Origin of the sequence: Streptomyces beihaiensis (assembly GCF_026274175.1) — a bacterium.
GTDB lineage: Bacteria > Actinomycetota > Actinomycetes > Streptomycetales > Streptomycetaceae > Streptomyces > Streptomyces beihaiensis.
On sequence record NZ_JAPHNL010000011.1, the window covers coordinates 1 to 23,304 of the forward strand.

The window sequence follows — 23,304 nt, forward strand, 5'->3', positions numbered from 1 at the left end:
CGCGCAGGTGGTGCGCCGCGCTCCTTGCGCTGCCGGGCGCGGTCGCCGTCGACCTGGGTCGGCTCTGCGCGCTCACGGCGGACGCGCTGCGCCGCCGTCCCGCCGACGGCGAGCTGAAGAGGCTGGACCTCGCGACCGGTTCGGGCGCCGCCTGGGCCTGCGCCGTCCTGTCGTCCACGCCTGGCATGTACGTCGTCGACATCGACCCGCGCGAGTCCGGCGGACGGCAGACGGTCGTCGCCCACGTCGCGACCGGCGACCGGACACGACTGGAGCGGCTGCTCGTGAGGGGGCGGCGACGGTGAACGCCTGGATGTCGGCTACCGCGGCCCTGCTGACCCTCGCGACGGCGCCGTGCCTGTGGGCGGTGAGCAGGGGATCGGCACACGAACGGCTCGCCGGACTCAGCCTGGCGAACACCCTGGTCACCGCGGTCTTCCTGCTCATCGCGCAGGGCTTCGGCCGCAGCTTTCTCGTCGACCTCGCGCTCGTCCTGGCGCTCCTCGGACCGGCCGGAACCCTCGTGTTCGCCCGCTTCCTCGGCGCCCGCTCGCTCGACGCCGCCGAAGCCTCCGACACCGCCTCGCACGGGGAGACGTGACATGACGATCCGTCACCTGTGCGTGCTCGCCCTGCTGTTCGCGGGCACCGGCGTGCTGGTGCTGTCGGCGGTCTGCCTCGTGGCGCTGCCGCGACCCTACCAGCGGCTGCACGCTCTCGCCCCGGCCTCCTCCCTCGGCGTGCCGCTCGTCGCCCTGGCCGCGGCCGTCGCCTCGGGTCCGGGCCGGGCCGCCGTGAAGCGGGGATGTGCGGGTTCGCGCTGACCGGCGACCTGTTCGACGCGTTCGTCTTCTTCGAACTGATGGGCGCGGTCGCCTACGCGCTCACCGGCTACCGCGTCGAGGACCCGCGCCCCGTGCAGGGCGCCCTGGTCTTCGGCGTCATCAACTCGCTCGGCGCGTACTGCTCGCTCCTCGGCATCGGAATGCTCTACGCCCGCACCGGCGAACTCGGCCTGGCCCAGCTCGGCGCCCAGCTCGCCGGACACCGGCCCGACGCGCTGCTCGGCGTAGCGTTCGTCCTGGTCGTGACGGGCCTGTTGGTCAAAGCCGCCGTGGTCCCGTTCCACTTCTGGCTGCCCGACGCCCATGCCGTCGCGCCGACACCCGTGTGCATGCTGCTGTCCGGCGTCATGGTCGAACTGGCCGTCTACGGCACGCTGCGCGTGTACTGGCTGGTCTTCTCAGGACCGCACGGCATCACCCACACCCACCTGCGCCTCGCGCTCGTCACCGCGGGCGTGCTCACCGCCGTGGTCGGCGCGGTGATGTGCTGGCAGCAGCGGCACCTCAAGCGCATGCTCGCCTACTCCACCGTCGGCCACGTAGGTCTCTTCCTCACCGGGGCGGCGCTGCTCACCCCCGCGGGCGTCGCCGGAGTGGCGCTCTACGTCCTCGCGCACGCCGGCGTCAAGGCGGCCCTGTTCGCCACGACGGGCGTGCTGCTCGACCGGTACGGCTCCGTCGACGAACACGGTCTGTACCGGCGCGGCCGCGACCTGCCGCTGGTCGGCCTGCTGTTCACGCTCGGCGGCCTCGCGCTCGCCGGGCTTCCGCCCTTCGGCACGGGCCTTGGCAAGGCCGTCACCGAGCACGCCGGCGAGGAACTGTTCGGCTGGCTGCCCGCCGTGTTCGTCCTGGTGTCGGCCACCACCGGGGCGGCCGTACTGCGCGCCACCGCCCGGATCTTCGCCGGAGCCGGACCCCGGCCGCGCGAGCGGTACAAGGGCCTTGAGATCACCGGCAGCGGGGAAGAACCCGAGATCCGCGATCCGCGGCGCCGCATCCCGGTCCCGATGCTCGTGGTGCCGGCCGTCCTGCTCTGCGGCGCGCTGACCGTCGGCCTCGTACCCGCCGTCGGCAGGTCACTGGCTCTCGCGGCACGCCAGTTCACCGACCGCACCGCCTACGCGGCCGCGGTCCTGGGCCGCACGGCGCCGCCGCGGACGCCCGTTCCGGACACCGGATGGACCGCGCAGGGGCTGTACCTCGCCTTCGCCTCGGTCGCCCTGGCGCTGTTTCTCGCGGCGGGCGCCGTGTGGGGCCCCGCGCTGCGGTCACCGGTCGTCGCCCGCCTCGGCGCCGCCGCGCACGCGGTGGGGCGGCGCGTCATCGTCCCGCTGCGCCGCCTGCACTCCGGGCATCTCGGCGACTACGTCACGTGGCTGCTCGTCGTCATGACGGCACCGACGCTGTGACGGCTCGCAACGCATGTGTGCGCGTTCCACGGGAACCCGGAGGACGCACTGCCCTTCCCGAGGAAGGGGGAGACAGGGATGCCCGCATCCGCGACGACGGACCTGTTCGACACCGTGCCGCCCGAGGAACGGACGGCGCTGCGGCGCACAGCCCGGCCCGAGAGCCCCACACCGATGCTGGCCACGCTGACGGAGCGCTACTTCTCCGACCCTGGCTGGATCTTCGAGCGGAAGCTCGACGGGGTGCGCTGCCTCGCGTTCCGCGACGGGACGCGGGCCGGGCTGCTCTCGCGCAGCGGCCAGAAGCTCGGTGACACCTACCCGGAGATCACGGACGCGCTGGCCCGCCAGGACTGCGACGACTTCGTCGTGGACGGCGAGATGGTCGCCTTCGACGGCTCCAGGACCAGCTTCGCCCGGCTGCAGCAACGCAGCGGCATCCACGACCGCCGCCGCGCCCTGGCACGGGCACGCCAGGTGGCGGTGACGTACTACGTCTTCGATCTGCTCTACCTGGCCGGACACGATGTGACCGGGCTGCCGCTGCGCACCCGCAAGGCGCTGCTGCGCCGCGCCCTGGACTTCTCCGGGCCGCTGCGCTTCACACCGCACCGCAACACCGTGGGCGAGGAGTACTTGAGCCAGGCGTGCGAACGGGGCTGGGAGGGTGTCATCGCCAAACGCGCGGACAGCCGCTACGAGCACCGGCGCTCGACGAAGTGGCTGAAGTTCAAGTGCTCCCGGCGCCAGGAGCTGGTCATCGGCGGGTACACCGACCCCGAGGGCAGCCGCACCGGCTTCGGCGCGTTGCTGGTCGGCCACTACGAGGGACGACGGCTCGTGTACGCGGGCAAGGTCGGTACCGGCTACAACCGCACAACCCTCGCCGATCTGCGCGCCCGCATGGACGACCTGGCGCAGGACGACTGCCCCTTCGCGCAGACCCCCAGGGCGCGCGGAACCCACTGGACGCGGCCGGAGCTCGTCGCGGAGATCGCCTTCACGGAGTGGACCGACGACGGAAAGCTGCGCCACCCCCGCTTCATCGCCCTGCGCGGCGACAAACCCGCAAAGGCCGTGGTGCGTGAGCGGCCCGGAGACAGGGCGAGGGAGAACCGGACGGAACCGGACGGAACCAGGGAGAACCGATGACCACCCGGACAGGCAGCCGCAGCAACCGTACGAGGACCGGTGCGACCAGCCGTACCGGCAGTCGTTCGAGCAGCCGTGCCGGGACGAGGGACAAGATCCGGGTCGGCGACCGGCGCGTGGCACTCTCCCGTCCCGACAAGGAGCTCTTCCCGGGCGACGGCATCGCCAAGGCCGAACTGGTCGACTACTACCGGACCGTGGCCCGCCCGATGCTCACCCACCTCAAGGACCGGCCGCTCGTGATGGAGCGCTACCCGGACGGCTACGAGGGCAAGTCCTTCTTCCACAAGGATGTTTCCGGCTACTTCCCCGAGTGGATCCGCACCGTCCGGGTGCCCAAGGAGGGCGGCAGCCTCACCATGGCCGTCTGCGACGACAAGGCCACCCTCGTCTACCTCGCCAACCAGGCCTGCATCACGCCGCATCCCTGGCTCAGCCTCGCCGACCGCCTGGACTGCCCCGACCGGCTCGTCTTCGACCTGGACCCTCCGGGCGAGGGCGAGAGCGAGGACGGCTTCGAGACCGTGCGGTGGAGCGCCCGCGCCCTGGGCGACCTGCTCACCGAACTGGGGCTTCGTCCGGCGCTGATGACCACCGGCTCACGCGGTCTGCACCTCGTCGTACTGCTCGACCGGCACACGGACTTCGACACCGCGCGGCAGTTCGCCCGGCGCGTGGCCGACGTGCTGGCCGGCCGCCACAGCGACCGGCTGACCACCGAGCCGCGCAAGAACAAGCGGCGCGGCCGCCTCTACCTGGACACCCAGCGCAACGCCTACGCCCAGACCTCGGTGGCCCCCTACGCGGTACGTGCCCGGCCGCACGCCCCCGTGGCCACACCGCTGGACTGGGCCGAACTCGACGACCGCGACCTGACCCCACGGCGGTGGACGCTGCGCACCCTGCCCGGACGACTCGACAAGGACGGCGACCCCTGGAAGGGACTGAGCGACTGCCGTCGCTCCCTCTCGGGCGCGCGGCGGCGCCTCGACGACCTCGTCAGGGACGACGCCGTCACCTGAGTCGGACGACCTCACAGCCGACCCCGACAGACGACCTCATACGAGACGACCTCATACGAGACATGAGGCGACAGGAGATGAACGGAAATGCGATACCTCGGACTGCTCCTCCTCGCGGCGACCGGCGCCTTCACCGGTCTGGCGATCGCCGACAACCTCTCCGGCGGCGTGGACTACTCCGTCACGATGCTCGGCAACCACATCGCCACCCTCAGCCCGCTCGGACTCTTCTGCTCCGGGCTCGCGCTGGCGCTCCTGTTCTGCCTGGGCATCGCCCTCATGACGCACCGGGCCACCCAGCATCACCACCGCCATCACCGCCGCACGGGCACCCGCAGGACGGTCGCCTCGACCCCGCCCGACCTGCACTGAGCCCGACCTGCACTGAGCGGCCTGTACCGGGGCGAGTCCGCCACGCGGCCGGGCGGTCAGGACGTCTCTTCGTGCTGGCCGTCCGCCGCGAGCTCGTCCACGGTGCGGCCGCTGAGCACGGAGGCGGGCTCGGTGCTCACCGGGTTGCGGCGGGCGTCCGCCCCCTCGTCGGACAGCTTGATCATGATCCAGCGCTCCCGGTCACCGTCCCGGCCGGTCCGGGTCAGCGCATAGGCCCCCCGCAGCTTCTCGCCCTCCAGCCACACCTTGACGTGGCCGTCGCTCACTCCCTTGGCCACGGGCACCTTCCGGCCCTCGCGCTCGGCCAGGTTGCGGTACGTGCCGGTGTCCCAGACGATGACCTCGCCCGCGCCGTACTCGCCCGCCGGGATGGTCCCCTCGAAGTCGAGGTAGTCGACCGGATGGTCCTCCGTCCGCACCGCGAGGCGCTTGACCCGGGGGTCGGTGGACGGCCCCTTGGGCACGGCCCACGATGTGAGTACGCCACCGGCCTCCAGGCGGAAGTCGTAGTGAAGCGCCGTGGCGGAATGCTCCTGGATCACGAAACGGCGCTTCCCGCCCTTGTGCGACGCACCGCCCATCGGCTCCGGCGTGCGGCCAGGCCTGCGCTTTCCCCGGTAGGTCTTCAACGAACTGTCACCGGCCATGCCGCGCGGGTTCCCCCGGCCAGGGGCGGCAAACGGCCGAGCGATCGCATCGCCAGGACGGGGCGGGGTACTCGACGAAGACCCAGGACGAAACGGGTGACACGACATGACGACAAAGGCGACGAAGACGAAGAACTCGACGAAGAACTCGACGGAGAAGTCGACGGAGAAGTCGACGAAGACGCCCGACAAGGCCGTCGTACGCGCGCTGCTCGAACGCCAGGAACGCACCTACGCGGCGCAGGCCGGCATCCGGTTGCGCAACACCCCCGCGCCGCTCTACCAGACGCTCGTCCTGGCGGTCCTTCTCAGCGCTCGTATCAAGGGCTCGATCGCCGTGGCCGCGGCCACGGCGCTCTTCGACGCCGGAATGCGCGACGCCCGGTCCATGGCGGACGCCACCTGGCAGCAACGGGTCGACGCACTCGGCGAGGGCGGCTACCGCCGCTACGACGAGCGGACTGCCACGATGCTAGGGAAGGGCGCCGAGCTGCTCCTGGAACGCTACGACGGCGACCTGCGCCGACTGCGTGAGGGGGCCGACCCGAAGAAGGCGTTGCAGGACATCCCCGGCATCGGACCCGTCGGAGCCGACATCTTCCTGCGGGACGTCCAGGGCGTGTGGCCGGAGTTCGCGCCGTACATCGACGGCAAGGCCCTGGACGGCGCCCGACGGCTCGGCCTTCCCGACTCGCCCGGGAAACTGAGCGGCTACGTCAGCGGGCGTGACCTGCCCCGCCTCGCGGACGGTCTGGTCCACGCGGCGCTCGACAAACCGCTGGCCGAAGAGGTGCTGGCCGCCGCCGGCACGTGAGGGCACCGCCAGGGGCGCGGATGACCGAGAAGTCTTCCGAGGCCGCCAGGACGTCGCCGACGCCGCACCCCCCGGCCGACCGCCGCGTGAGCAGTCGGCCAGGGGCGCTTCGACGTGTGGCATCGGTATCGGCTCGTGCGTGCTCTCACGCGCCCCGGTCGTGCGCGGGGCGGAAGGAGTTCGCGACCAGGCGCGGCACCGCGTCGCGGGCCAGCGCGTGGGCCTGGTCGGGCCACCAGGCACCGGCGGGCGGGTCGACGATGCCGTACTCGGGGTCGATCGTGCCCCCCGTGTTGCGCGTGCAGCTGCCGTCGGACTCACCTGGGGTCTTGATCCACAGGTAGGCGTCGACGAGGGGGACGCCGGTGTCGGCGCTGGGGCGCGGTCCGAGGCCGCGGCCGGGCGGGTTGCACCAGACCTCCGGGTCACCGCTGTACTTGCCCGGCGCCGGGGCCCAGGCGCCCCGGCCGTTGCGGCTGGTGTCGATCACGAAGTGGCGCAGCTCGTCGCTCGGTGGGGTTCCCACGTTCTGGTCGTACCAGGCGTCGGTCCATCGCCAGGTGGTGGGATCCGTGGGGGAGACCGCGTCGCCGGGGGCGCCGTCGTTGGGCGCGGCGGACGAGTAGTACTGGCCGGCGCACCAGTCGGTGTGGCCGCGCGCCGCCTGTGGGCCCTTGGTGGCGAACCAGAGGCACTTGGCGATCCAGGTGCCGTAGCGGGCGTTGTGCGAGGTGGGCAGGTAGTTGGACACGTTCAGGGAGAAGCCGTCGCCGTACTGGACCCCGGCTCGCAGCAGCCGCTGGGCGATGTCGCCGACGGAGCGCCACTGGACGTTGCCCGCGTCCAGGTAGACCGCGGTTCGGGGCCGGGCCTTGAGGGTCTTCACGGCGTACGCGAGGTCGGCCACGCGGGCGGCCGTGAGGTCGCCGGTCGGGTCGGTGGTCGGTCCGCAGTCCTTGGGGAGGTTGGCCAGGCCGTCGGGTTCGACGACAACCGCCGCCGGGGCGTCGCCGATTCCGGCGGCGAAGGCGTCGATCCACCGGCGGTAGGCGGCGGAGGACGAGGCTCCGCCGCTGGAGTACTGCGAGCAGTCCCGGCCGGGTATGTCGTAGGCGACGAGGACGGGGGTCCGGTCGACGGCCCGCGCCCGGCGGACGAGCCTCTTCACCTTCAGGCGCACCTCGTGGGGTGTGCCCTTGGTGAACCACTGGGCCTGCGGCCAGCTCGCGAGCCTGGCCATGTTGAGGGCGTCCTCGATGTCGCCGTCGCGGAGGTCGACGAACGCCTGCTTCGTGGCCTTGCTGTGCGGATCGACGTAGAACTGCGTGCCCGGGGTGATCGCGTCCCGCGTGGATGCCGGGGCCGCCTGCGCCTGCGTCGTGGTGAGGGCGGCGCAGGCGGTGAGCGCCGCGACGAGGGCGGCCGCGCGGTGTCGAAGGGTGCGTGGATTCATGGGGCCGCTCCTCAGTAGCCGTAGATCATCTTGTAGGCGGCCTCGGGGAGGAACTGCCCGGCCGAGGAGCCCGCTCCGACGCCGCAGTCGCCGTCGGACTCGCCCGGGGTCTTGATCCACAGGAGCATCTCGGCGCCGCCGCCCCGCTGCGTCGGGGTGCCGATGCGGCGGCCCGGAGGATTGCACCACTGGCCGTCGGAGCCGTTGCCGTTGCGGCTGGTGTCCACGACGAACGGCTTGGTGTAGCCGTAGCGGGCGCTGAGTTCGCTGTTGACGGCGTTGCCGTAGGCGATGTTGTCGGCGGTCGTGAAGTAGTTGGAGATGTTGAGCGAGAAGCCGTGGGCCTGTCGCAGTCCGGCCGCGTTCAGGCGCTGGGCCATGGCCGCCGCGCTCACCCAGTGCGGGTTGCCCGCGTCCAGGTAGACCCAGGTGTTGGGGGCCTGACGGTTGAACTGGGTGAGGGCGCCGGTGATCATGCTCTCGCGTTGGTCGATCTGGGCCTGGTTCATGCAGTCGTAGTCGGCGAGCGAGTCCGGTTCGAGGAGGACTACGGCCGGGCGGTCGGCGATACCGCCGGCGAACTGGGCGATCCAGTTCGCGTAGGCGGACGGCGAGGAGGCTCCGCCGGAGGACTGGCCGCCGCAGTAGTCGCGCTTGTAGATGTTGTACGCGACGAGGAGGGGCAGCTTGTGCTGGTAGGCCGCCGCGCCCACGTAGGCGCCCGTGGCGGTGCCGATCGTGCCGCTCCATGAGCCGAACCAGTGCGCCATCGGCGTGTCGGCGATGGCGGATTCGATCGCCGGAGCGCGGCCGTCGCCGGGGTTGGCGGCCACCCACCGCTTCGCGCTGGAGTTCGGGTCCACGTAGAACCCGCTGGTCATGGTGGTCGGGTCGGCGGCGTGGGCGGCCGGTGCGAGGGCGAGTGCCAGTGGCAGAGCGCTGAACGCTGCCAGCAGGGCGCAGAGTCTGCGGCGCATGACGGTACCTCGGTTCCTGGTGGGGATCCGCCGTGCGTTCTCGTCCCGAACGCGCGGCGTGCTGAGGAAGTGACTGCGGTGGTGGGCCATACGGATTGGGAGCGCTCCCACCGGAAGCGCTCCCAAAGAGAGCGGAGAACCTCTGGGATTGGTCGGTATGGTGTGGTGTCGTGGTGCACCTGTCAAGTGCCGCCGCGGAAGCCGCACTTCACAGGACAGGGCATCGGCCTCTAGAGTCCGGGAAAACTGGGAGCGCTTCCAGGCCGGGACCGGCCGGGACTCTTTCGGTTGAGGTGAAACCGGGGGAGAGGCGCAGGAGTTCATGGTTGATGGTGTGTCGCGTCGACAGTCCACGCTCGACGAGGTGGCCGAGCACGCCGGAGTCTCCCGCTCGGTGGCCTCCCGCGTCCTCAACAACGCCCCGCACGTCAGCCGCGCCAAACGCGAGGCCGTCGAACGGGCCGTCCGGCAGCTCGGATACGTACGCAATCCGACCGCACGCGCGCTGGCCACCCGCCAGACGGGAGCGGCCGCCCTCGTCGTCGCCGGAGAGGATCCCTCGATCTTCGCGGACCCGTTCTTCGCCCAGGTGATCGTGGGCGCGTCGGCCGCGCTGGAGGAGGCGGACCTGCATCTGATGCTGTGTCTGGCCGCCTCGGAGCGGGGCCGCAAACGCGTGGAGGACCTCTTCCGGTCGCAGGGAGTCGACGGCGTCATGCTGATGGCGCTGCGCGAGGACGATCCGCTGGTCCGCACGGCCGAGGAGGCCCGGATGCCGGTCGTGTTCGGCGGCCGCCCGGTCGGCCCCGCGCCCCGGTGGTACGTGGACGTCGACAATGTCGGGGGAGCGCGTGAGGTCACCGAGTACCTGATCTCGCGCGGCCGGACCCATGTGGCCACGATCTGCGGGCGGTTGGACACCGAGGCCGGGCGTGCCCGGTACCGCGGCTACCGGGACGCCGTGCTGGCGGCCGGTCTCGCCCCGTACCCACCGTGGGAGGCGGACTTCACCGAGCCGGGAGGCGCCGCCGCCATGACTGGGCTGCTGGCGAACTACCCCGAGGTGGACGGAGTGTTCGCCGCCAACGACAACATGGGAGCGGGGGCGGTGCGCGCCCTGCGGGAGGCCGGTCGCACGGTCCCCGCCGACGTCGCCGTCGTAGGGTTCGACGACCTTGCCGTGGCCGGCGTCACCGACCCGCCGCTCACCACCGTCCATCAGCCCATAGCGGCTCTGGGGCGGGAGATGGCACGGATGCTCGTGGCGATCGTCGACGGGCAGGACCCCACCCCGCTGATCCTGCCCACCCGCCTGGTCACCCGCTCCAGCGCCTGAGTCCGCACCGCGGACGCGACACGGCGTCGAACCGGTTCGACCGCCGCTTTCCGGCGAGCCGTCACGGCGGGCCGGCGTGAGGGGCCAGGTGCGGGTCGTGAGATGGGGCGGGCCCCGACACGCTGGGGCTACGCGCGTTGCCCGCTGTCTGTCGCCCCGTCAGTACTGTTCGAGCATGCGAACAGAGTCCGACCGGCGGAATTCAGCCGTCGAATCGATTCCGCGACAACCTTTGCGGCACGGCTGTTGAACGCTTGACACTCCCGTCGGGCCGGGAGGACCGTCTCCCCCCGAAACCTCACTGCAATCTCACTGCCCACACACAGCACCGCACGTGCTTCGGTCCGTCGGCGCCCGCGCCCCGTCCACCCGGGCCGCGCCGACACGTAGGGGAGATCAGATGAGAACCATGCGCACAAGACATCGCCGCCGGCCGCCGTCCGGAGGCGGTCGTATACGACGGCTCCTCGCGGCGGCCGCGCTCCTGGCGGGAGCTGTGGTCGGCGCCACGACAGCGGCCGGTACGGCCGGGGCCGCCACGACAGGCCCGTGCGACATCTACCAGGCGGGCGGCACACCCTGTGTGGCCGCGCACAGCACCACGCGCGCGCTGTACGCCTCGTACGACGGCCCGCTCTACCAAGTGCGGCGCGCCTCGGACAACGCCACCCGCGACATCGGTGTCCTGAGCGCGGGCGGATACGCCGACGCCGCCGCCCAGGACTCGTTCTGCTCCGGGACGACCTGCCTGATCACGGTCATCTACGACCAGTCGGGACGCGGCAACAACCTCACCCAGGCTCCGGCGGGCGGCGCCGCCGGCGGCCCCGACAACCTCGCCAACGCGACCGCCGCGCCCACCGTGGTGGGCGGCCACAAGGCGTACGGCGTCTTCGTCGCGCCCGGCACCGGGTACCGCGACAACCACACCAACGGCATCGCGACCGGGGACGACCCCGAGGGCATGTACGCGATCTTCGACGGTACGCACTACAACGGCGGCTGCTGCTTCGACTACGGCAACGCCGAGACGGACAGCAACGACGACGGCAACGGCACCATGGAGGCCATCTACTTCGGCAACATCAAGGTCTGGGGCTACGGCACGGGCAACGGCCCGTGGATCATGGCCGACCTGGAGAACGGCCTGTACTCCGGAGTCAACGCCGGTTACAACGCCAACGACCCGACGATCAACCACCGGTACACGACCGCCATCGTCAAGGGCGGCCCCGACCACTGGGCGATCCGTGGCGGCAACGCGCAGTCCGGCGGCCTGTCCACCTTCTACGACGGGCCGCGGCCCAACGTCTCCGGCTACAACCCGATGCGCAAGCAGGGCGCCATCATCCTGGGCACCGGCGGAGACAACAGCAAGGGTGCCCAAGGAACCTTCTACGAGGGCGTCATGACCTCCGGCTACCCCTCGGACGCCACCGAGAACGCGGTCCAGGCCAACATCACCGCGGCCGGATACAGCAACGCCCCGAGCACGACGGGCACCGGCGCGCTCCACGCGGTGGGCGCGGGCAAGTGCCTGGACGTGCCGGGCTCGTCCACCACGGCCGGTACGCAACTGCAGATCTGGGGCTGCAGCGGCGCCGTCAACCAGACCTGGACCCACACGGCGTCCGGCCAGTTGACCGTATACAGCGGCAGCAGCCAGATGTGTCTGGACGCGTACGACAACCAGACCTCCGCCGGTACCAAAGTGGAGACGTGGCCGTGCAACGGCCAGACCAACCAGCAGTGGCGGCTGAACTCCGACGGCACCGTCACCGGCGTCCAGTCCGGGCTCTGCCTCGACGTGACCGGCGCCTCCACGGCCGACGGGGCACCGGTCGAGCTCTGGCCGTGCAACGGCGGATCCAACCAGCAGTGGAGCCTCAACTGACCCCGGAGAGGAGACCCTCGATGTCCTGGTTCCATGATCCCTACCCGCGCAGAGCGCTGGCCTCGGCCGTCGGCCTGACGGCCGGCCTGGTCCTGGCCCTGGCCGGAACGGCGGCACCCGCCGCACACGCGGCGTCCGGCACGCTGGGCACGGCCGCAGCCGACAGCGGCCGCTACTTCGGCACCGCGGTGGCCGCCGGAAGGCTCGGCGACTCCACGTACTCCACGATTCTCGACCGGGAATTCAACATGATCACCCCGGAGAACGAGATGAAGTGGGACACCACCGAACCGTCCCGCGGCAACTTCAACTTCGGCCCGGCCGACCAGATCGTCAACCACGCCGCCGCCCACGGGCAGCGGATGCGCGGCCACACCCTGGTCTGGCACTCCCAACTGCCCGGCTGGGTCAGCTCCATCACGGACCCGAACACGCTGCGCAGCGTGATGGACAACCACATCACCACGGAGATGAACCACTACAAGGGCAGGATCTACGCCTGGGACGTGGTCAACGAGGCGTTCGCCGACGGAACCGGCCGGCACCGCGGCGACGTGTTCCAGAACGTGCTCGGCAACGGCTACATCGAGGAGGCGTTCCGCACCGCACGAGCCGCCGATCCCTCCGCCAAGCTCTGCTACAACGACTACAACATCGAGAACTGGAGCGACGCCAAGACACAGGGTGTCTACAACATGGTCCGCGACTTCAAGTCGCGCGGTGTACCCATCGACTGCGTGGGCTTCCAGAGCCACTTCGGCACCGGCGGGCCGCCCGCCAGTTTCCAGACCACCCTGGCCAACTTCGCGGCCCTCGGCGTCGACGTACAGATCACCGAACTCGACATCGCCCAGGCGTCGCCGACCAACTACGCCAACACCGTTCGGGCGTGCATGAACGTCGCCCGCTGCACCGGCATCACCGTGTGGGGGATCAGGGACAGCGACTCGTGGCGGTCGCAGGACAGTCCGCTGCTGTTCGACGCGTACGGGAACAAGAAGCCCGCCTACGACGCCGTCCTGACCGCCCTGGGCGGCGGCGGGGGAAGCTCGGGCGGCGGCATCGTCTCGGGCACGGTGTACTCGGTGAGCAGCGCCGCCGCCGGACGGGTGCTCGACGTGCCCGCGGGACAGACGGCGAACGGTACCCGACTGCAGGTCTGGGACGCCAACGGCACCGCCGCGAACCAGCAGTGGCGGGCGACCGAGAACAGCGACGGCTCGTACACACTGACGAACATCGGCAGTGGCCGGGCCCTGGACGAACCCGGGGGGCAGACCGGCAACGGCACACGGATGGAGATCTGGGACGCCAACGGCGGTGCGAACCAGCACTGGCGGGCGACCCGGAACAGCGACGGCTCGTACACCTTGATCAACGTCGCCTCCGGCCGTGCGCTCGATCTTCCCGCCGGACAGACCGCCAACGGCACCTACGTGCAGGTCTGGGACTCCAGCGGCGCCGCCAACCAGCACTGGTACCTGCGGTGAGGTGATCGCGGCCCGGACCAAGGACAACCGGCACGGCGCAGTCCGGCGACCCGATGACCCTCGGGAACGGCGGACTGCGCGTCAGTTCCACCGACTCGACCGACTCGACCAAGGAGTGGCTCCCTCATGCCCCTGAGCACCGCGAGACTTGACCGCCTGCGATCGCTCACCTCACCACCCGTGTTCCCGTCCCTTCGCCGGGCACTGGCACTCGCCTTCGCGGCCGTGCTCCTCGCCGTGGCCGCCCCCCTCCTGTCTCCTGGCGCGGCGCAGCCCGCCGCGGCGCTCGGCAACGGGCTCGCCCTGACCCCGCAGATGGGCTTCAACGACTGGAACGCGTACGGCTGCGACGTCTCCGAGTCACTGATCAAGTCCACCGCGCGGGCGATGCACACCAACGGCATGCAGGCCGCGGGCTACTCGTACGTCAACATCGACGACTGCTGGATGACCCACAACCGCGACTCCGGCGGACACCTTGTGCCCGATCCAGCCAAGTTCCCCGACGGCATCAAGGGCACCGCCGACTACGTGCACTCGCTGGGGCTGAAGCTGGGAATCTACGAGGACGCGGGCACCGCGACGTGCGCGGGCTACCCGGGCAGCCTGGGGCACGAGACCACGGACGCACGGTCGTTCGCGTCGTGGGGCGTGGACTACCTCAAGTACGACAACTGCAACAACACCGGGGTGCCCGCGCGGACCCGGTACACCACGATGCGGGACGCCCTGGCGGCCACCGGCCGCCCGATCCTGTTCAGCCTGTGCAACTGGGGCCAGGAGAACGTGTGGACCTGGGGCGCGGACGTGGGCAACAGCTGGCGCACCACAGGCGACATCAACGCGAGCTTCTCCAGCATGCTGTCGATCTTCCACAGCAATGTGGGCCTCGCCTCGTACGCCGGCCCCGGCCACTGGAACGACCCCGACATGCTGGAGGTCGGCAACGGCTCGCTGACGGCCACCGAGAGCCGCAGCGAGTTCAGTCTGTGGGCGGAGATGGCCGCGCCGCTGATCGCGGGCACCAACGTCACCTCGGCCAGTTCCGACACCTTGGCCACTTTGACCAACTCCCGGGTGATCGCGGTCGACCAGGACTCCCTGGGCAAGCAGGGCACCATGGTGTCGTCCTCGGGCGGCCTCGACGTGCTCGCCAAGCCGCTGGCCGACGGTGACGTGTCGGTGGCCCTGTTCAACGAGACGGGCTCGACGGCGACCATCAGCACCACCGCGGCCGCGATCGGGAAGACCGGCGCGTCCAGTTACGCCCTCACCGACCTGTGGTCGGGGGCGTCCTCGACCACCTCGGGCACGATCAGCGCCTCGGTACCGGCCCACGGCACGGTCATGTACCGGGTGGCGGGCGGCACCAGCGGCGGCGGCACCGACGTGAGCGGCGAGCTGCACGCGGTGGGCGCGGGCAAGTGCCTGGACGTCCCGAACTCCACCACGACAGCGGGGACCCAGGTGGAGATCTGGGGCTGCTCCGGCGGGGCCAACCAGACATGGACGCACTCCACGTCCGACCAGCTCACCGTCTACTCGGGCAGCGATCGGATGTGCCTGGACGCCTACGACAACCAGACCTCGCCCGGCACGAAGGTGGAGATCTGGCCGTGCAACGGCCAGACCAACCAGCAGTGGAAGCTGAACTCCGACGGCACCGTCACCGGCGTCCAGTCCGGCCTGTGCCTGGATGTCACCGGAGCCGCCACCGCCGACGGAACCCTCGCGGAACTGTGGACCTGCAACGGCGGCAGCAACCAGCAGTGGAAACTGGGATGAGGGCGGTCGGGCCGGGTCACGGCCCGGGACCGAGCCCGTCCAGTGAGCGGCGGACGCCTTGCGCGGCGACCTGGAGGGCCACGACGAGTCGGGTGCGGTCGCGTTCGAGGGACGGGACGACCATGCCGAGCGCGGCGACGACCCGGCCGCCCGTGGTGATCGGGACGGCGACCGAGCAGGCGCCGAGGGTCATCTCCTCGACGGTCGTGGCGTAGCCGTCGCGGCGGACGCGTTCGAGCTGTTCGCGGATGCGGGCGGGCTGGGTGACGGTGTGCGCTGTCGCACGGCTCAGCCTGCCGAGCGTGTCCGTGACGACGTCGTCAGGGGCGTGGGCGAGGAGGACCTTGCCGACGCCCGTGGCGTGCAGGGGAAGCCGGGCGCCGACCGCGCTGGCCACGGGGACGGAGGCGCGACCCGAGAGCCGTTCGAGGTACAGGACGTGGGACTGCTCGCGGACGGCGAGGTGGACGGTGGCTCGCGTGGCGGCGTGCAGGTCGTTCATGAACGGCGCCGCGAGCTCACGCAGTCCCGTCTCGGCGGGCGCCAGCAGTCCGACCTGCCACAGACGGCGGGCGATGACGTACTGGCCACCGGGACGGCGCACGAGGGCGCCGCCCGCGACGAGCTCGCCCACCAGCCGGTGCGCGGTCGGCAGGGGGAGGCCGGCGCGTCGGGCCAGTTCGGAGAGCGTGAGGCGTCGGTGCGTGTCGTCGAAGGCGAACAGCAGCGCCAGGCCGCGCGAGAGGACCGTCGAGCCCGGCGTGGAGGTGTTACCGGCCATGGTGACCCTTTCACTGAGCGGAAGCAGCCTATAGCTGGCATCCGGCCCTGGCCCTAGCGTGTGACCGCGCTCACGGCGACCGCACCACGCGGTGCACCGCGGCGCGCCCCCGTCGCCCGCCTTCGGCTTCGCGTCCGCCCGCGACACAGCCGACGAGCCCGCCAAGGAGACTGATGAACGTCACCCGGACCAGCACCGACGTCGCCATCGTGGGCGGCGGCCCGGCCGGTCTCATGCTCGCCCACCTCCTGCACAGGGCGGGCATCGGCTCCGTCGTCATCGACATCCGCACCCGCCGCGAGATCGAAACCACTCACCGCGCCGGAATCCTCGAACAGGACAGCGTGCGACTGCTCACCGAATCCGGCGTCGGCGACCGTGTCCTGCGCGACGGCCGCCGACACGCCGGCATTGACCTCGCGTTCGGGGGCGCCGGTCACCGGATCGACTTCCCGTCCCTGGTCGGCGCGAGTGTCCAGCTCTACCCGCAGACCGACGTGTTCACGGACCTCGCCGACGCCCGCGCACGTGACGGCGGCGACGTCCGGTTCGGTGTCGGCGACGTGTCGGTCGCCGACATCGTCACCGACCGGCCGCTGATGCGGTTCACCGACGCGGACGGCCGCCCCCACGAGGTCGGGGCGCGCGTCCTGGTCGGCTGCGACGGCTCGCGCGGCATCTGCCGCTCGGCGGTCCCGGAGGCCGAGCGCCGCCAGTACTTCCGCGCTTACCCCTACGCCTGGTTCGGGATCCTGTGCCAGGCGCCGCCCAGCTCCGAGGAACTGATCTACAACCACTCCGACCGCGGCTTCGCGCTGATCAGCCGGCGCACCGAGTCCGTCCAACGGATGTACTTCCAGTGCGACCCGGCCGAGAACGTCACCGACTGGTCCGACGCCAGGATCTGGGAAGAGCTCCAACAGCGGGTGCGCGCGAACGGTTACACCCTCAAGGAGGGCCCCATCATGTCCAAGACGGTGCTGCCCTTCCGCAGTTTCGTCCAGGAGACGATGCGCCACGGCGCCCTCGTCCTGGCGGGCGACGCCGCGCACACGGTGCCGCCGACCGGAGCCAAGGGACTCAACCTCGCCCTCGCCGACGTCCGCGTCCTCGCCGAGCAACTCGAACTCCACCTGCGCCACGGCGACGCCGACGCACTGGAGCGATACGTGGAGCGCGCGCTCCAACGCGTGTGGAAGGCCCAGCACTTCTCCTACTGGATGACCACGATGCTCCACCGGCTCCCGGACGCGAGCGGCTTCGACGTACGGCGCCAGGTCGGCGAACTGACGTCCGTCGCCACATCGAGGGCCGCCTCGACGTACCTCGCGGAGGGCTACACCGGCTGGCCGTCCTGACCTTCCCGGCGCCCGTCGGGGGTGAACGATTCGCGGAAGGTGAAGGTGAAGGCGAAGGCGTGCGGCGCGGAGCCGTGCCCGTGGAGGCGCTCCAGTGTGACGACCCCGTCCCGCCAGGTGGGTGTCACGCCGTCGAAGCCCCACCGGAACACATGGTTCGGGTGGCCTTGCCCTGGCCTCTCGAACAGTCGTGACGCCTGCTCAGCCTGAACGAAGCCCCGCGCGATCGTGGCGACCACCGAGGACCAGGTGAAGGCAGCCGCCCGCGCGCACCGTGTCGAAGTGGCCGTTCCCCTGCCCGGATGGCCTCCCGGACACCTGGTCCTCGGTAATCCTCTGTGTCAGAAGCCGCACACGACCAGCCCGGCGGTTCCCCCGCCGATCACGTCACCAGCCGGTGCCCGGCCGCGCGCAGCGCCCGCACCCTTTCGGCGACATCGCGGTGCACGTCCAGCTCCGCGAACCCGTCCACGACATGGCGCGTCGCGTCGTCCAGGGCCGCGGGAGCGAGCCTGTCGGCCAGCAGCCGGCGCAAGCCGTCGCGGGCCAGGAGGGCGAAGTCCGCGGGCCCGCCGGCGGCGGTGAGCGCGAATCCGTCGCGGAGGATTCCGGCGAACCACAGCGGCATCAGGCCGGCGGGCGCCCCGGCTTCCTCGAAGCGGGTACGCAGGGGCGCCAGGTCGTTGAGGGTCTCGTTCATGTCGAAGAGCAGCACCGAAGGGCGGTTCGCGGGCATGATCGAAGCTCCGTTCTCCCCTGAGGGGATCTCCTGCCAGGGCGGCCGGGCCGCCGTCCGGGGCGGGTCACTCCGTCCCGGCGGGGTGGGCGAACACCCCGTCCAAGAGACAGCCGGCACGCTCTGCGGCATGTTCGTCCCCGAGCAGCCCACCGTGAGGAAAGCGTCCATCTGGTCGGTGGTGGGCTGTTCGCGAGAGCCTGGCGAGGTGAGCGCCTCCTTCGCCCGACCGCGCGCGGTCGGGCGAAGAATGCGAAGAAGGGGCCGGTCAGCGCACCCTGCCTCGGGGTTTGAGCGGAACCGGCGGCAACTCCGGTGCGGCCAGCGGACTTCCGTCGTACCCCTTCACCTCCCCGAATCGCGACCCGTTCATCCAGTCCGCACGGGCCTGAGCGATGTCCTCCTGCGATCTGCCGATGAAGTTCCACCACATCACCAGCTCCTCCTCGAACGGCTCCCCGCCCAACAGCATCAAGCCCGCGTCCGAGTCCGCGCGCAGGGGGAGTTCGGTGCGGCCGCAGCCCAGGTAGAGCATCGAGCCCGGCAGGACCCGGACGCCGTCGACCTCCGCGTCGCCCGACATGGACAGCACGGCGTACTCGAAGTCCGGGTCCAGCGGCACACGGACGTCCGCACCGCGCGTGAGGGCCAGATCGGCGCCGACGACGGGGGAGTACGTCGTGCCGGGAGAGGTCGCGCCGTCCAGCGTGCCGAGCAGGAGCGTGGCCGTCAGGCCGGGGGCCGTCACCGTCGGCAGCGTCGCGTGGTGTTCGAAGTGCGGGTCCGTGTGGCGGTGGCCGTCGGGCAGGGCCACCCACAGCTGGGCGCCGTGCAGGTAGCGGGCGTGGGACTTCGGGCTCTCCTCGGAGTGGGAGATGGCCCGGCCCGACGTCATCAGCCCCAGCTCACCCGGCCGGATGGTCTGCAGGCTGCCCGTGCTGTCGCGGTGCAGCACCTCGCCCTCGTGCAGCCAGCTCACCGTCTGCAGACCCATGTGCGGGTGCGGCGGCACCTGCATGCCGGGCTCGTCTGCGATGTCGTCGGGCCCGTAGTGGTCGACGAACGCCCAGGCGCCCACCATCCGGCGGCCCAGGTTCGGCAGCAGGCGGCGCACCTCGGTGGACTCGCCCAGTTTCACGTGGCGCGGGCTCAACAGCTCGCGGACCGGTTCCGCCACGACGAAGCCCCGCCCACCGCAGACCGAGACCGACGCCTCACGATCGAGATTGCTCATGGCGCACAACCTAGCCCTGCCCGAAGGCGGCGTCAGGCCCGCCGCCCGTACGGGCGATCACCATGTGCCGCGCGCGGCCGCTGCCACCGGAATGGCGGAGCGCCCGACCTGACCGCCGTACCGAGCGGCTCGCCCCCGGACGACTGCCTCGCCCGCAACGACTGGATCTGCCGCGAGTACGTCAGCACGCGCAGACACATCCTCCTCGACGCCGTCCTGCAGCAACTGCGGATCACGTCCCTCGCCGTCGCCGTCGCCGTCGCCGTCGCCGTCGCCGACCCGCTCATCCTCGGCGCCGGGCGGCTGCTCACCCCCTGGACGAGAGCGAGCCGCGCGTGACGACCCGCACCGACTCCTGGCACTGGCGCACCGACCCCGCGCGCTGGTCGGGCCACGACGGCATCGGCCATCGGCTCGTCCAACACCCCGTCCTCACCGTCGTGCGCCTGGTCGTCAGCTGTCTCGTCGCACTCCCCGCCGCCCTCGTCCTCGGCCATCTCGGCGGGGGCGGGCGCTCGCCGTCGACGGGCGTGTCGGGCGGAGGCCGCACCCCGCGCCCCCGCGGCGGGGGCAGGACACCCCGACGCCGCCCGTCAGCCCTCGCTCACCAGCACCACCTCCAGAGTGCGCGGCCCGTGCACCCCCTCGACCCGGTCCAGCTCGATGTCGCTGGTCGCGGAGGGCCCCGAGATCCAGGTGAGCGGGCGCGTCGGATCGAGGCGGGAGAGGGCCTGCGGAACCGACGACACCACCTGGTCCGGTACCCGGACCACGCAGATGTGGTGGTCCGGCACGAGCGTGATGCGGCGGCGGCCCTGGTCGGCGGAGCCGTCCAGGACGATCGTGCCGGTCTCGGCGATGGCGACGGCGCAGCCGGTGACGACGCTGTCGACCCGGTCGAGCTGCCGTGCGGTGCTCACCGCCTGGTCGTGGACGCGTGTCGGGCCGGCGGAGGACAACCAGTGCGCGGGGAGCGCGGGCGGTACGAGCACGGTCCGCGCCCCGCGCTCCGCCAGCAGTCGCATGACGAGGAGGCCGAGCTCGTCGTCGGTGTGCGTGCACCGGTGCACGACCGCCCGGTAGTCCGCCAGATTCTCAGCGAGCAGCTCCACCGTCTGCGCCACGGTCCGCTCGCCGTGCTCGCGCAGATAGCCCCGGTCGATGTCCGTGTCGTACGTCGTCGGGGGCGCGCTCGGACCACCCAGTGCCCGCCGTACCCGCCCGAGCACCACGTCCCTGCCGCTCACTTCGCGCCGCCCTTCCCGGTCCCGGCCTTCCCGCCGTCCGTCCGCCGCCACCAGTCGCGAAACGGTTCCGCGGGCACCCGGGGCAGATCCCGGGTCGCCGTCCAGGCCCGGCCGGGCCCCGGCGCCGACCGCGGGTGGAAGCGCCGTGTCCGCGAGGCCAGACGCTGGCCGCCGGCGAGGACACCCGGGTGGGTGAACGCCCAGCGTGTCGCCCGCATCGCGGCCCGCTCGGCCGCGTGTCCCCTCGCCGGTCTCAGCCGCACCTTCACACCATTCCGCGTCACCTCGCCGCCCTGCACCACCCGCTCCCGCAGATGCACCAGCACCTCAGGGATGTCGATGGCGACCGGGCACACCTCGTAACAGGCGCCGCACAGCGACGACGCGTACGGCAGCGACGCGTCGATCTCGCTCGCCGTGCCGCGCAGTTGCGGGCTGAGGATCGCACCGATCGGGCCCGGGTAGACCGACCCGTACGCGTGGCCGCCCGCCCGCTCGTACACCGGGCAGACGTTCAGACACGCCGAGCAGCGGATGCAGCGCAGCGCCTGGCGGCCGACCTCGTCGGCGAGGGCGTCGGTGCGGCCGTTGTCGAGGAGCACCAGGTGGAAGGTCCGAGGGCCATCGGTGTCGGCCGTGCCGGTCCACATCGACGTGTACGGATTCATCCGTTCGGCCGTCGACGAGCGGGGCAGTGTCTGCAGGAACACCTCGAGGTCCTGCCACCTCGGCACGATCTTCTCGATGCCGACGACCGAGATCAGGGTTTCCGGGAGAGTCAGGCACATGCGCCCGTTGCCCTCCGACTCGACCACGACGAGTGTGCCGGTCTGGGCCACCATGAAGTTCGCGCCGGAGACGCCGACCTTGGCTCGCAGGAACTTCTCGCGCAGATGCAGGCGCGCCGCCTCGGCCAGCTCGGCGGGGGTGTCGCTCAGCCCGTCCGGCGCGGGCCGCCCCCAACTGCCCATCTGCGCACGGAAGATGTCCCGGATCTCGCCGCGGTTGCGGTGGATCGCCGGAACCAGGATGTGGGAGGGCCGGTCGTGGCCGAGCTGCACGATCAGCTCGGCGAGGTCCGTCTCGTACGCGCGCATGCCCGCCGCTTCCAGGGCCTCGTTGAGGCCGATCTCCTGGGTGGCCATCGACTTGACCTTGACGACCTCCGACTCGCCGGTCTCCGCCACGAGGCGCGTCACGATCCGGTTGGCCTCGTCGGCGTCGGCCGCCCAGTGAACGGTGCCGCCCGCCGCCGTCACCGATTCCTCCAACTGGACCAGATAACGGTCGAGATGACGCAGCGTGTGGTCCTTGATCCGGCGGCCCGCCTCCCGCAGTCGCTCCCAGTCCTCCAGTTCCGCGACCGCGCGGGCCCGCTTGTCGCGGATGGTGTGGGTGGCGTGCCGCAGGTTGTCGCGCAAGGTGGTGTTGCGCACGGCCTCGTGCGCGGCCTTCGGGAAGGCCGGCATCCCGACGAACGTGCCGCTCATGACCGGGCCTCCGCCTCTTCCTCTTCGGTGCTCGCCAGGATCTGTGCGATGTGGACGGGCCGCATGCCCACTCCGAGGCGGCTCATCGTGCCCCCGATGTGCATGAGACACGAGTTGTCTGCGGCGCACAGCACATCGGCGCCGGTCGACTGGGCCGCCCGGACCTTGTCGGCGCCCATCGCCGCCGACACGTCCGCGTTCTTCACGGCGAACGTGCCGCCGAAACCGCAGCACTCCCGCGCGCCCGGCAGCTCGACCAGCTCCAGCCCCTTGACGTGCCGCAGGAGTTCGTACGGCCGCTCGCCCAGGCCGAGCGAGCGCAGGCCGTGACAGGTCGGGTGGTACGTGACCGTGTGCGGGTAGTACGCGCCGACGTCGGTCACCTTCAGCACGTCGACCAGGAACTCGGTCAGCTCGTACGTCTTCGGGACCACCGGTGCCACGGCCGCCGCCAGCCCTTCGCCGCGCCCCTCGGCCCGTGCGCGGGTACAGCTCGCGCACCATCGCCGCGCACGAGCCGGACGGCGTGACGATCGCGTCGTGATCACCCGAGGCGAGACCGGGGCCGAACACGTCGGAGTAGTGGCGGGCCGCGGGCTCCGCCTCGTGCCGGTAGCCCGTGTTGTAGTGGGGCTGCCCGCAGCACGTCTGGGCGGCCGGGAAGTCGACGTCCACGCCCAGCCTGGTCAGGAGCTTCACCACGGCACGGCCGGTCTCGGGATACAGCGTGTCGTTGATGCAGGTGAGAAAGAGCGCGACACGCATCGTGGCTCCTTCGGTCGGTGGTCGGTCGGTGGTCGGCTCGGCATAGGGATCGGTGGATCTTCGGACGGGTGCAGCGTACGTCCTGAGCGGTGCCCGGTCACGGTGTCCCGACGCGCCGGGCGGCCGCCGCCCACGCCCTGCCGTCACCCCGTGGCTCGTACCGCCGTAACGGCTGTGTCCGGGCGACCAGTCGGCGCATGTCCCAGCGGTCGCCGAGCAGCCCCCCGGCGCGCGCCTGCACGAGTACATTGCCGAGCGCGGCCGCCTCCGGCGGACCCGCCACCACCGGCAGGCCGCACGCGTCCGCGGTCAGTCGGCACAGCAGGCCGTTGCGGGCCCCGCCGCCGACCACGTGGACGACATCGACCGGACGGTCGGCGAGCCGGGCCGCCTCCGACACGCTTTCCAAATGTTCGTCTGGGGGTTCTGGGGCGTACGGCAACGTCCTGACCTGCGGTGCAGCTGGTTCGGGC

Annotated in this window: 22 protein-coding genes and 4 pseudogenes; 15 read left to right on the forward strand and 11 right to left on the reverse strand. The window is 71.4% G+C overall.

The genetic code is table 11. From position 1 onward, the window contains the following. The 7 genes and pseudogenes from OFY01_RS02015 to OFY01_RS02045 all read left to right on the forward strand — a co-directional run. The coding region (locus OFY01_RS02015; protein WP_266595697.1) for a hypothetical protein at positions 1-305 on the forward strand (305 nt) is incomplete at its 5' end. A gap of 8 nt (positions 306-313) precedes the next feature. Then, on the forward strand, positions 314-601 hold the full coding sequence (locus OFY01_RS02020; protein WP_266595699.1) for a monovalent cation/H+ antiporter complex subunit F: 288 nt from the start codon (positions 314-316) through the stop codon (positions 599-601). Position 602: 1 nt separating this feature from the next. Then, a complete protein-coding gene (locus OFY01_RS02025) occupies positions 603-824 on the forward strand; it encodes a monovalent cation/H(+) antiporter subunit G (protein ID WP_266595701.1) in 222 nt (73 codons plus the stop codon). Next, positions 797-2,257: pseudogene (locus OFY01_RS02030) on the forward strand (complex I subunit 5 family protein); the annotation flags it as partial. The gene OFY01_RS02025 and the pseudogene OFY01_RS02030, both read left to right, overlap by 28 nt. 78 nt (positions 2,258-2,335) lie before the next feature. Continuing rightward, on the forward strand, positions 2,336-3,409 hold the full coding sequence (gene ligD, locus OFY01_RS02035) for a non-homologous end-joining DNA ligase (RefSeq protein ID WP_266595703.1): 1,074 nt from the start codon (positions 2,336-2,338) through the stop codon (positions 3,407-3,409). Further along, a complete protein-coding gene (gene ligD / locus OFY01_RS02040; RefSeq protein WP_266595705.1) occupies positions 3,406-4,431 on the forward strand; it encodes a non-homologous end-joining DNA ligase in 1,026 nt (341 codons plus the stop codon). Before ligD (OFY01_RS02035) ends, ligD (OFY01_RS02040) begins: the two co-directional genes overlap by 4 nt. A gap of 87 nt (positions 4,432-4,518) precedes the next feature. Beyond that, entirely contained in the window at positions 4,519-4,803 is a 285-nt protein-coding gene (locus OFY01_RS02045; RefSeq protein ID WP_266595707.1) for a hypothetical protein, read from the forward strand. 56 nt (positions 4,804-4,859) lie between these two features. Here the strand turns inward: OFY01_RS02045 and OFY01_RS02050 are convergent, their stop codons facing one another. Next, complete coding sequence (locus OFY01_RS02050; RefSeq protein ID WP_266595709.1) at positions 4,860-5,471, reverse strand: DNA polymerase ligase N-terminal domain-containing protein; 612 nt, start codon at positions 5,469-5,471, stop codon at positions 4,860-4,862. Positions 5,472-5,577: 106 nt separating this feature from the next. Between OFY01_RS02050 and OFY01_RS02055 the strand changes: the two genes are divergently transcribed. Then, positions 5,578-6,285, forward strand: coding sequence for an HhH-GDP family DNA glycosylase (locus tag OFY01_RS02055; RefSeq protein WP_266595711.1), 708 nt, complete (start codon positions 5,578-5,580; stop codon positions 6,283-6,285). Between the two features lie 145 nt (positions 6,286-6,430). Here OFY01_RS02055 and OFY01_RS02060 read toward each other — a convergent pair whose 3' ends face one another. Both OFY01_RS02060 and OFY01_RS02065 read right to left on the reverse strand, forming a co-directional pair. Continuing rightward, positions 6,431-7,738, reverse strand: coding sequence for a glycoside hydrolase family 6 protein (locus tag OFY01_RS02060; RefSeq protein WP_266595713.1), 1,308 nt, complete (start codon positions 7,736-7,738; stop codon positions 6,431-6,433). 11 nt (positions 7,739-7,749) lie between these two features. Then, the gene (locus OFY01_RS02065; protein ID WP_266595715.1) at positions 7,750-8,715 is read right to left on the reverse strand and encodes a glycoside hydrolase family 6 protein; all 966 of its coding nucleotides are present in this window, start codon (positions 8,713-8,715) and stop codon (positions 7,750-7,752) included. A gap of 322 nt (positions 8,716-9,037) precedes the next feature. On the opposite strand from OFY01_RS02065, the gene OFY01_RS02070 reads away from it, so the two are divergent. From OFY01_RS02070 to OFY01_RS02085, 4 genes are all read left to right on the forward strand, one after another. Further along, positions 9,038-10,051: a LacI family DNA-binding transcriptional regulator gene (locus OFY01_RS02070; protein WP_266595717.1), complete on the forward strand. Its 1,014-nt coding sequence runs from the start codon at positions 9,038-9,040 to the stop codon at positions 10,049-10,051. A 409-nt stretch (positions 10,052-10,460) separates the two neighbouring features. After that, entirely contained in the window at positions 10,461-11,945 is a 1,485-nt protein-coding gene (locus OFY01_RS02075) for an arabinofuranosidase catalytic domain-containing protein (protein ID WP_266595719.1), read from the forward strand. A gap of 20 nt (positions 11,946-11,965) precedes the next feature. Then, on the forward strand, positions 11,966-13,435 hold the full coding sequence (locus OFY01_RS02080) for an endo-1,4-beta-xylanase (RefSeq protein WP_266595721.1): 1,470 nt from the start codon (positions 11,966-11,968) through the stop codon (positions 13,433-13,435). A gap of 126 nt (positions 13,436-13,561) precedes the next feature. Next, complete coding sequence (locus tag OFY01_RS02085) at positions 13,562-15,220, forward strand: glycoside hydrolase family 27 protein (protein WP_266595723.1); 1,659 nt, start codon at positions 13,562-13,564, stop codon at positions 15,218-15,220. Positions 15,221-15,236: 16 nt separating this feature from the next. On the opposite strand, the gene OFY01_RS02090 is transcribed toward OFY01_RS02085, so the two are convergent. Further along, a complete protein-coding gene (locus tag OFY01_RS02090) occupies positions 15,237-16,001 on the reverse strand; it encodes an IclR family transcriptional regulator (RefSeq protein WP_266595725.1) in 765 nt (254 codons plus the stop codon). Positions 16,002-16,174: 173 nt separating this feature from the next. On the opposite strand from OFY01_RS02090, the gene OFY01_RS02095 reads away from it, so the two are divergent. Continuing rightward, the gene (locus OFY01_RS02095) at positions 16,175-17,359 is read left to right on the forward strand and encodes a 4-hydroxybenzoate 3-monooxygenase (RefSeq protein ID WP_266595727.1); all 1,185 of its coding nucleotides are present in this window, start codon (positions 16,175-16,177) and stop codon (positions 17,357-17,359) included. Here OFY01_RS02095 and OFY01_RS02100 read toward each other — a convergent pair. The 3 genes from OFY01_RS02100 to OFY01_RS02110 all read right to left on the reverse strand — a co-directional run bounded on the left by OFY01_RS02100 (position 17,338) and on the right by OFY01_RS02110 (position 19,329). Beyond that, on the reverse strand, positions 17,338-17,511 hold the full coding sequence (locus tag OFY01_RS02100; RefSeq protein ID WP_407700263.1) for a hypothetical protein: 174 nt from the start codon (positions 17,509-17,511) through the stop codon (positions 17,338-17,340). The two genes, OFY01_RS02095 and OFY01_RS02100, sit on opposite strands and share 22 nt — an antisense overlap. Before the next feature lie 230 nt (positions 17,512-17,741). Next, positions 17,742-18,095: an HAD family hydrolase gene (locus OFY01_RS02105; protein WP_266595729.1), complete on the reverse strand. Its 354-nt coding sequence runs from the start codon at positions 18,093-18,095 to the stop codon at positions 17,742-17,744. Positions 18,096-18,363: 268 nt separating this feature from the next. Further along, positions 18,364-19,329, reverse strand: a complete 966-nt coding sequence (locus tag OFY01_RS02110; RefSeq protein WP_266595731.1) for a pirin family protein — start codon at positions 19,327-19,329, stop codon at positions 18,364-18,366. A 108-nt stretch (positions 19,330-19,437) separates the two neighbouring features. Here OFY01_RS02110 and OFY01_RS02115 point away from each other — a divergent pair. Both OFY01_RS02115 and OFY01_RS02120 read left to right on the forward strand, forming a co-directional pair. Beyond that, positions 19,438-19,632 (forward strand): annotated as a pseudogene (locus tag OFY01_RS02115) (ABC transporter permease); the annotation flags it as partial. A 32-nt stretch (positions 19,633-19,664) separates the two neighbouring features. Further along, a pseudogene (locus OFY01_RS02120) lies at positions 19,665-19,877 on the forward strand (ABC transporter permease); the annotation flags it as partial. 45 nt (positions 19,878-19,922) lie between these two features. On the opposite strand, the gene OFY01_RS02125 reads toward OFY01_RS02120, so the two are convergent. The 4 genes and pseudogenes from OFY01_RS02125 to OFY01_RS02140 all read right to left on the reverse strand — a co-directional run. Continuing rightward, positions 19,923-20,576 (reverse strand): LutC/YkgG family protein, encoded by a 654-nt coding sequence (locus OFY01_RS02125; RefSeq protein ID WP_266595732.1) that lies wholly within the window; start codon positions 20,574-20,576, stop codon positions 19,923-19,925. Then, positions 20,573-22,066: a lactate utilization protein B gene (locus tag OFY01_RS02130; RefSeq protein WP_266595733.1), complete on the reverse strand. Its 1,494-nt coding sequence runs from the start codon at positions 22,064-22,066 to the stop codon at positions 20,573-20,575. Before OFY01_RS02130 ends, OFY01_RS02125 begins: the two co-directional genes overlap by 4 nt. Further along, positions 22,063-22,831: pseudogene (locus tag OFY01_RS02135) on the reverse strand ((Fe-S)-binding protein). The gene OFY01_RS02130 and the pseudogene OFY01_RS02135 overlap by 4 nt, the downstream one beginning before the upstream one ends. 97 nt (positions 22,832-22,928) lie before the next feature. Further along, positions 22,929-23,304, reverse strand: a 376-nt coding sequence (locus OFY01_RS02140) for an FGGY-family carbohydrate kinase (protein WP_266595735.1), incomplete at its 5' end; no start/stop codon positions are given.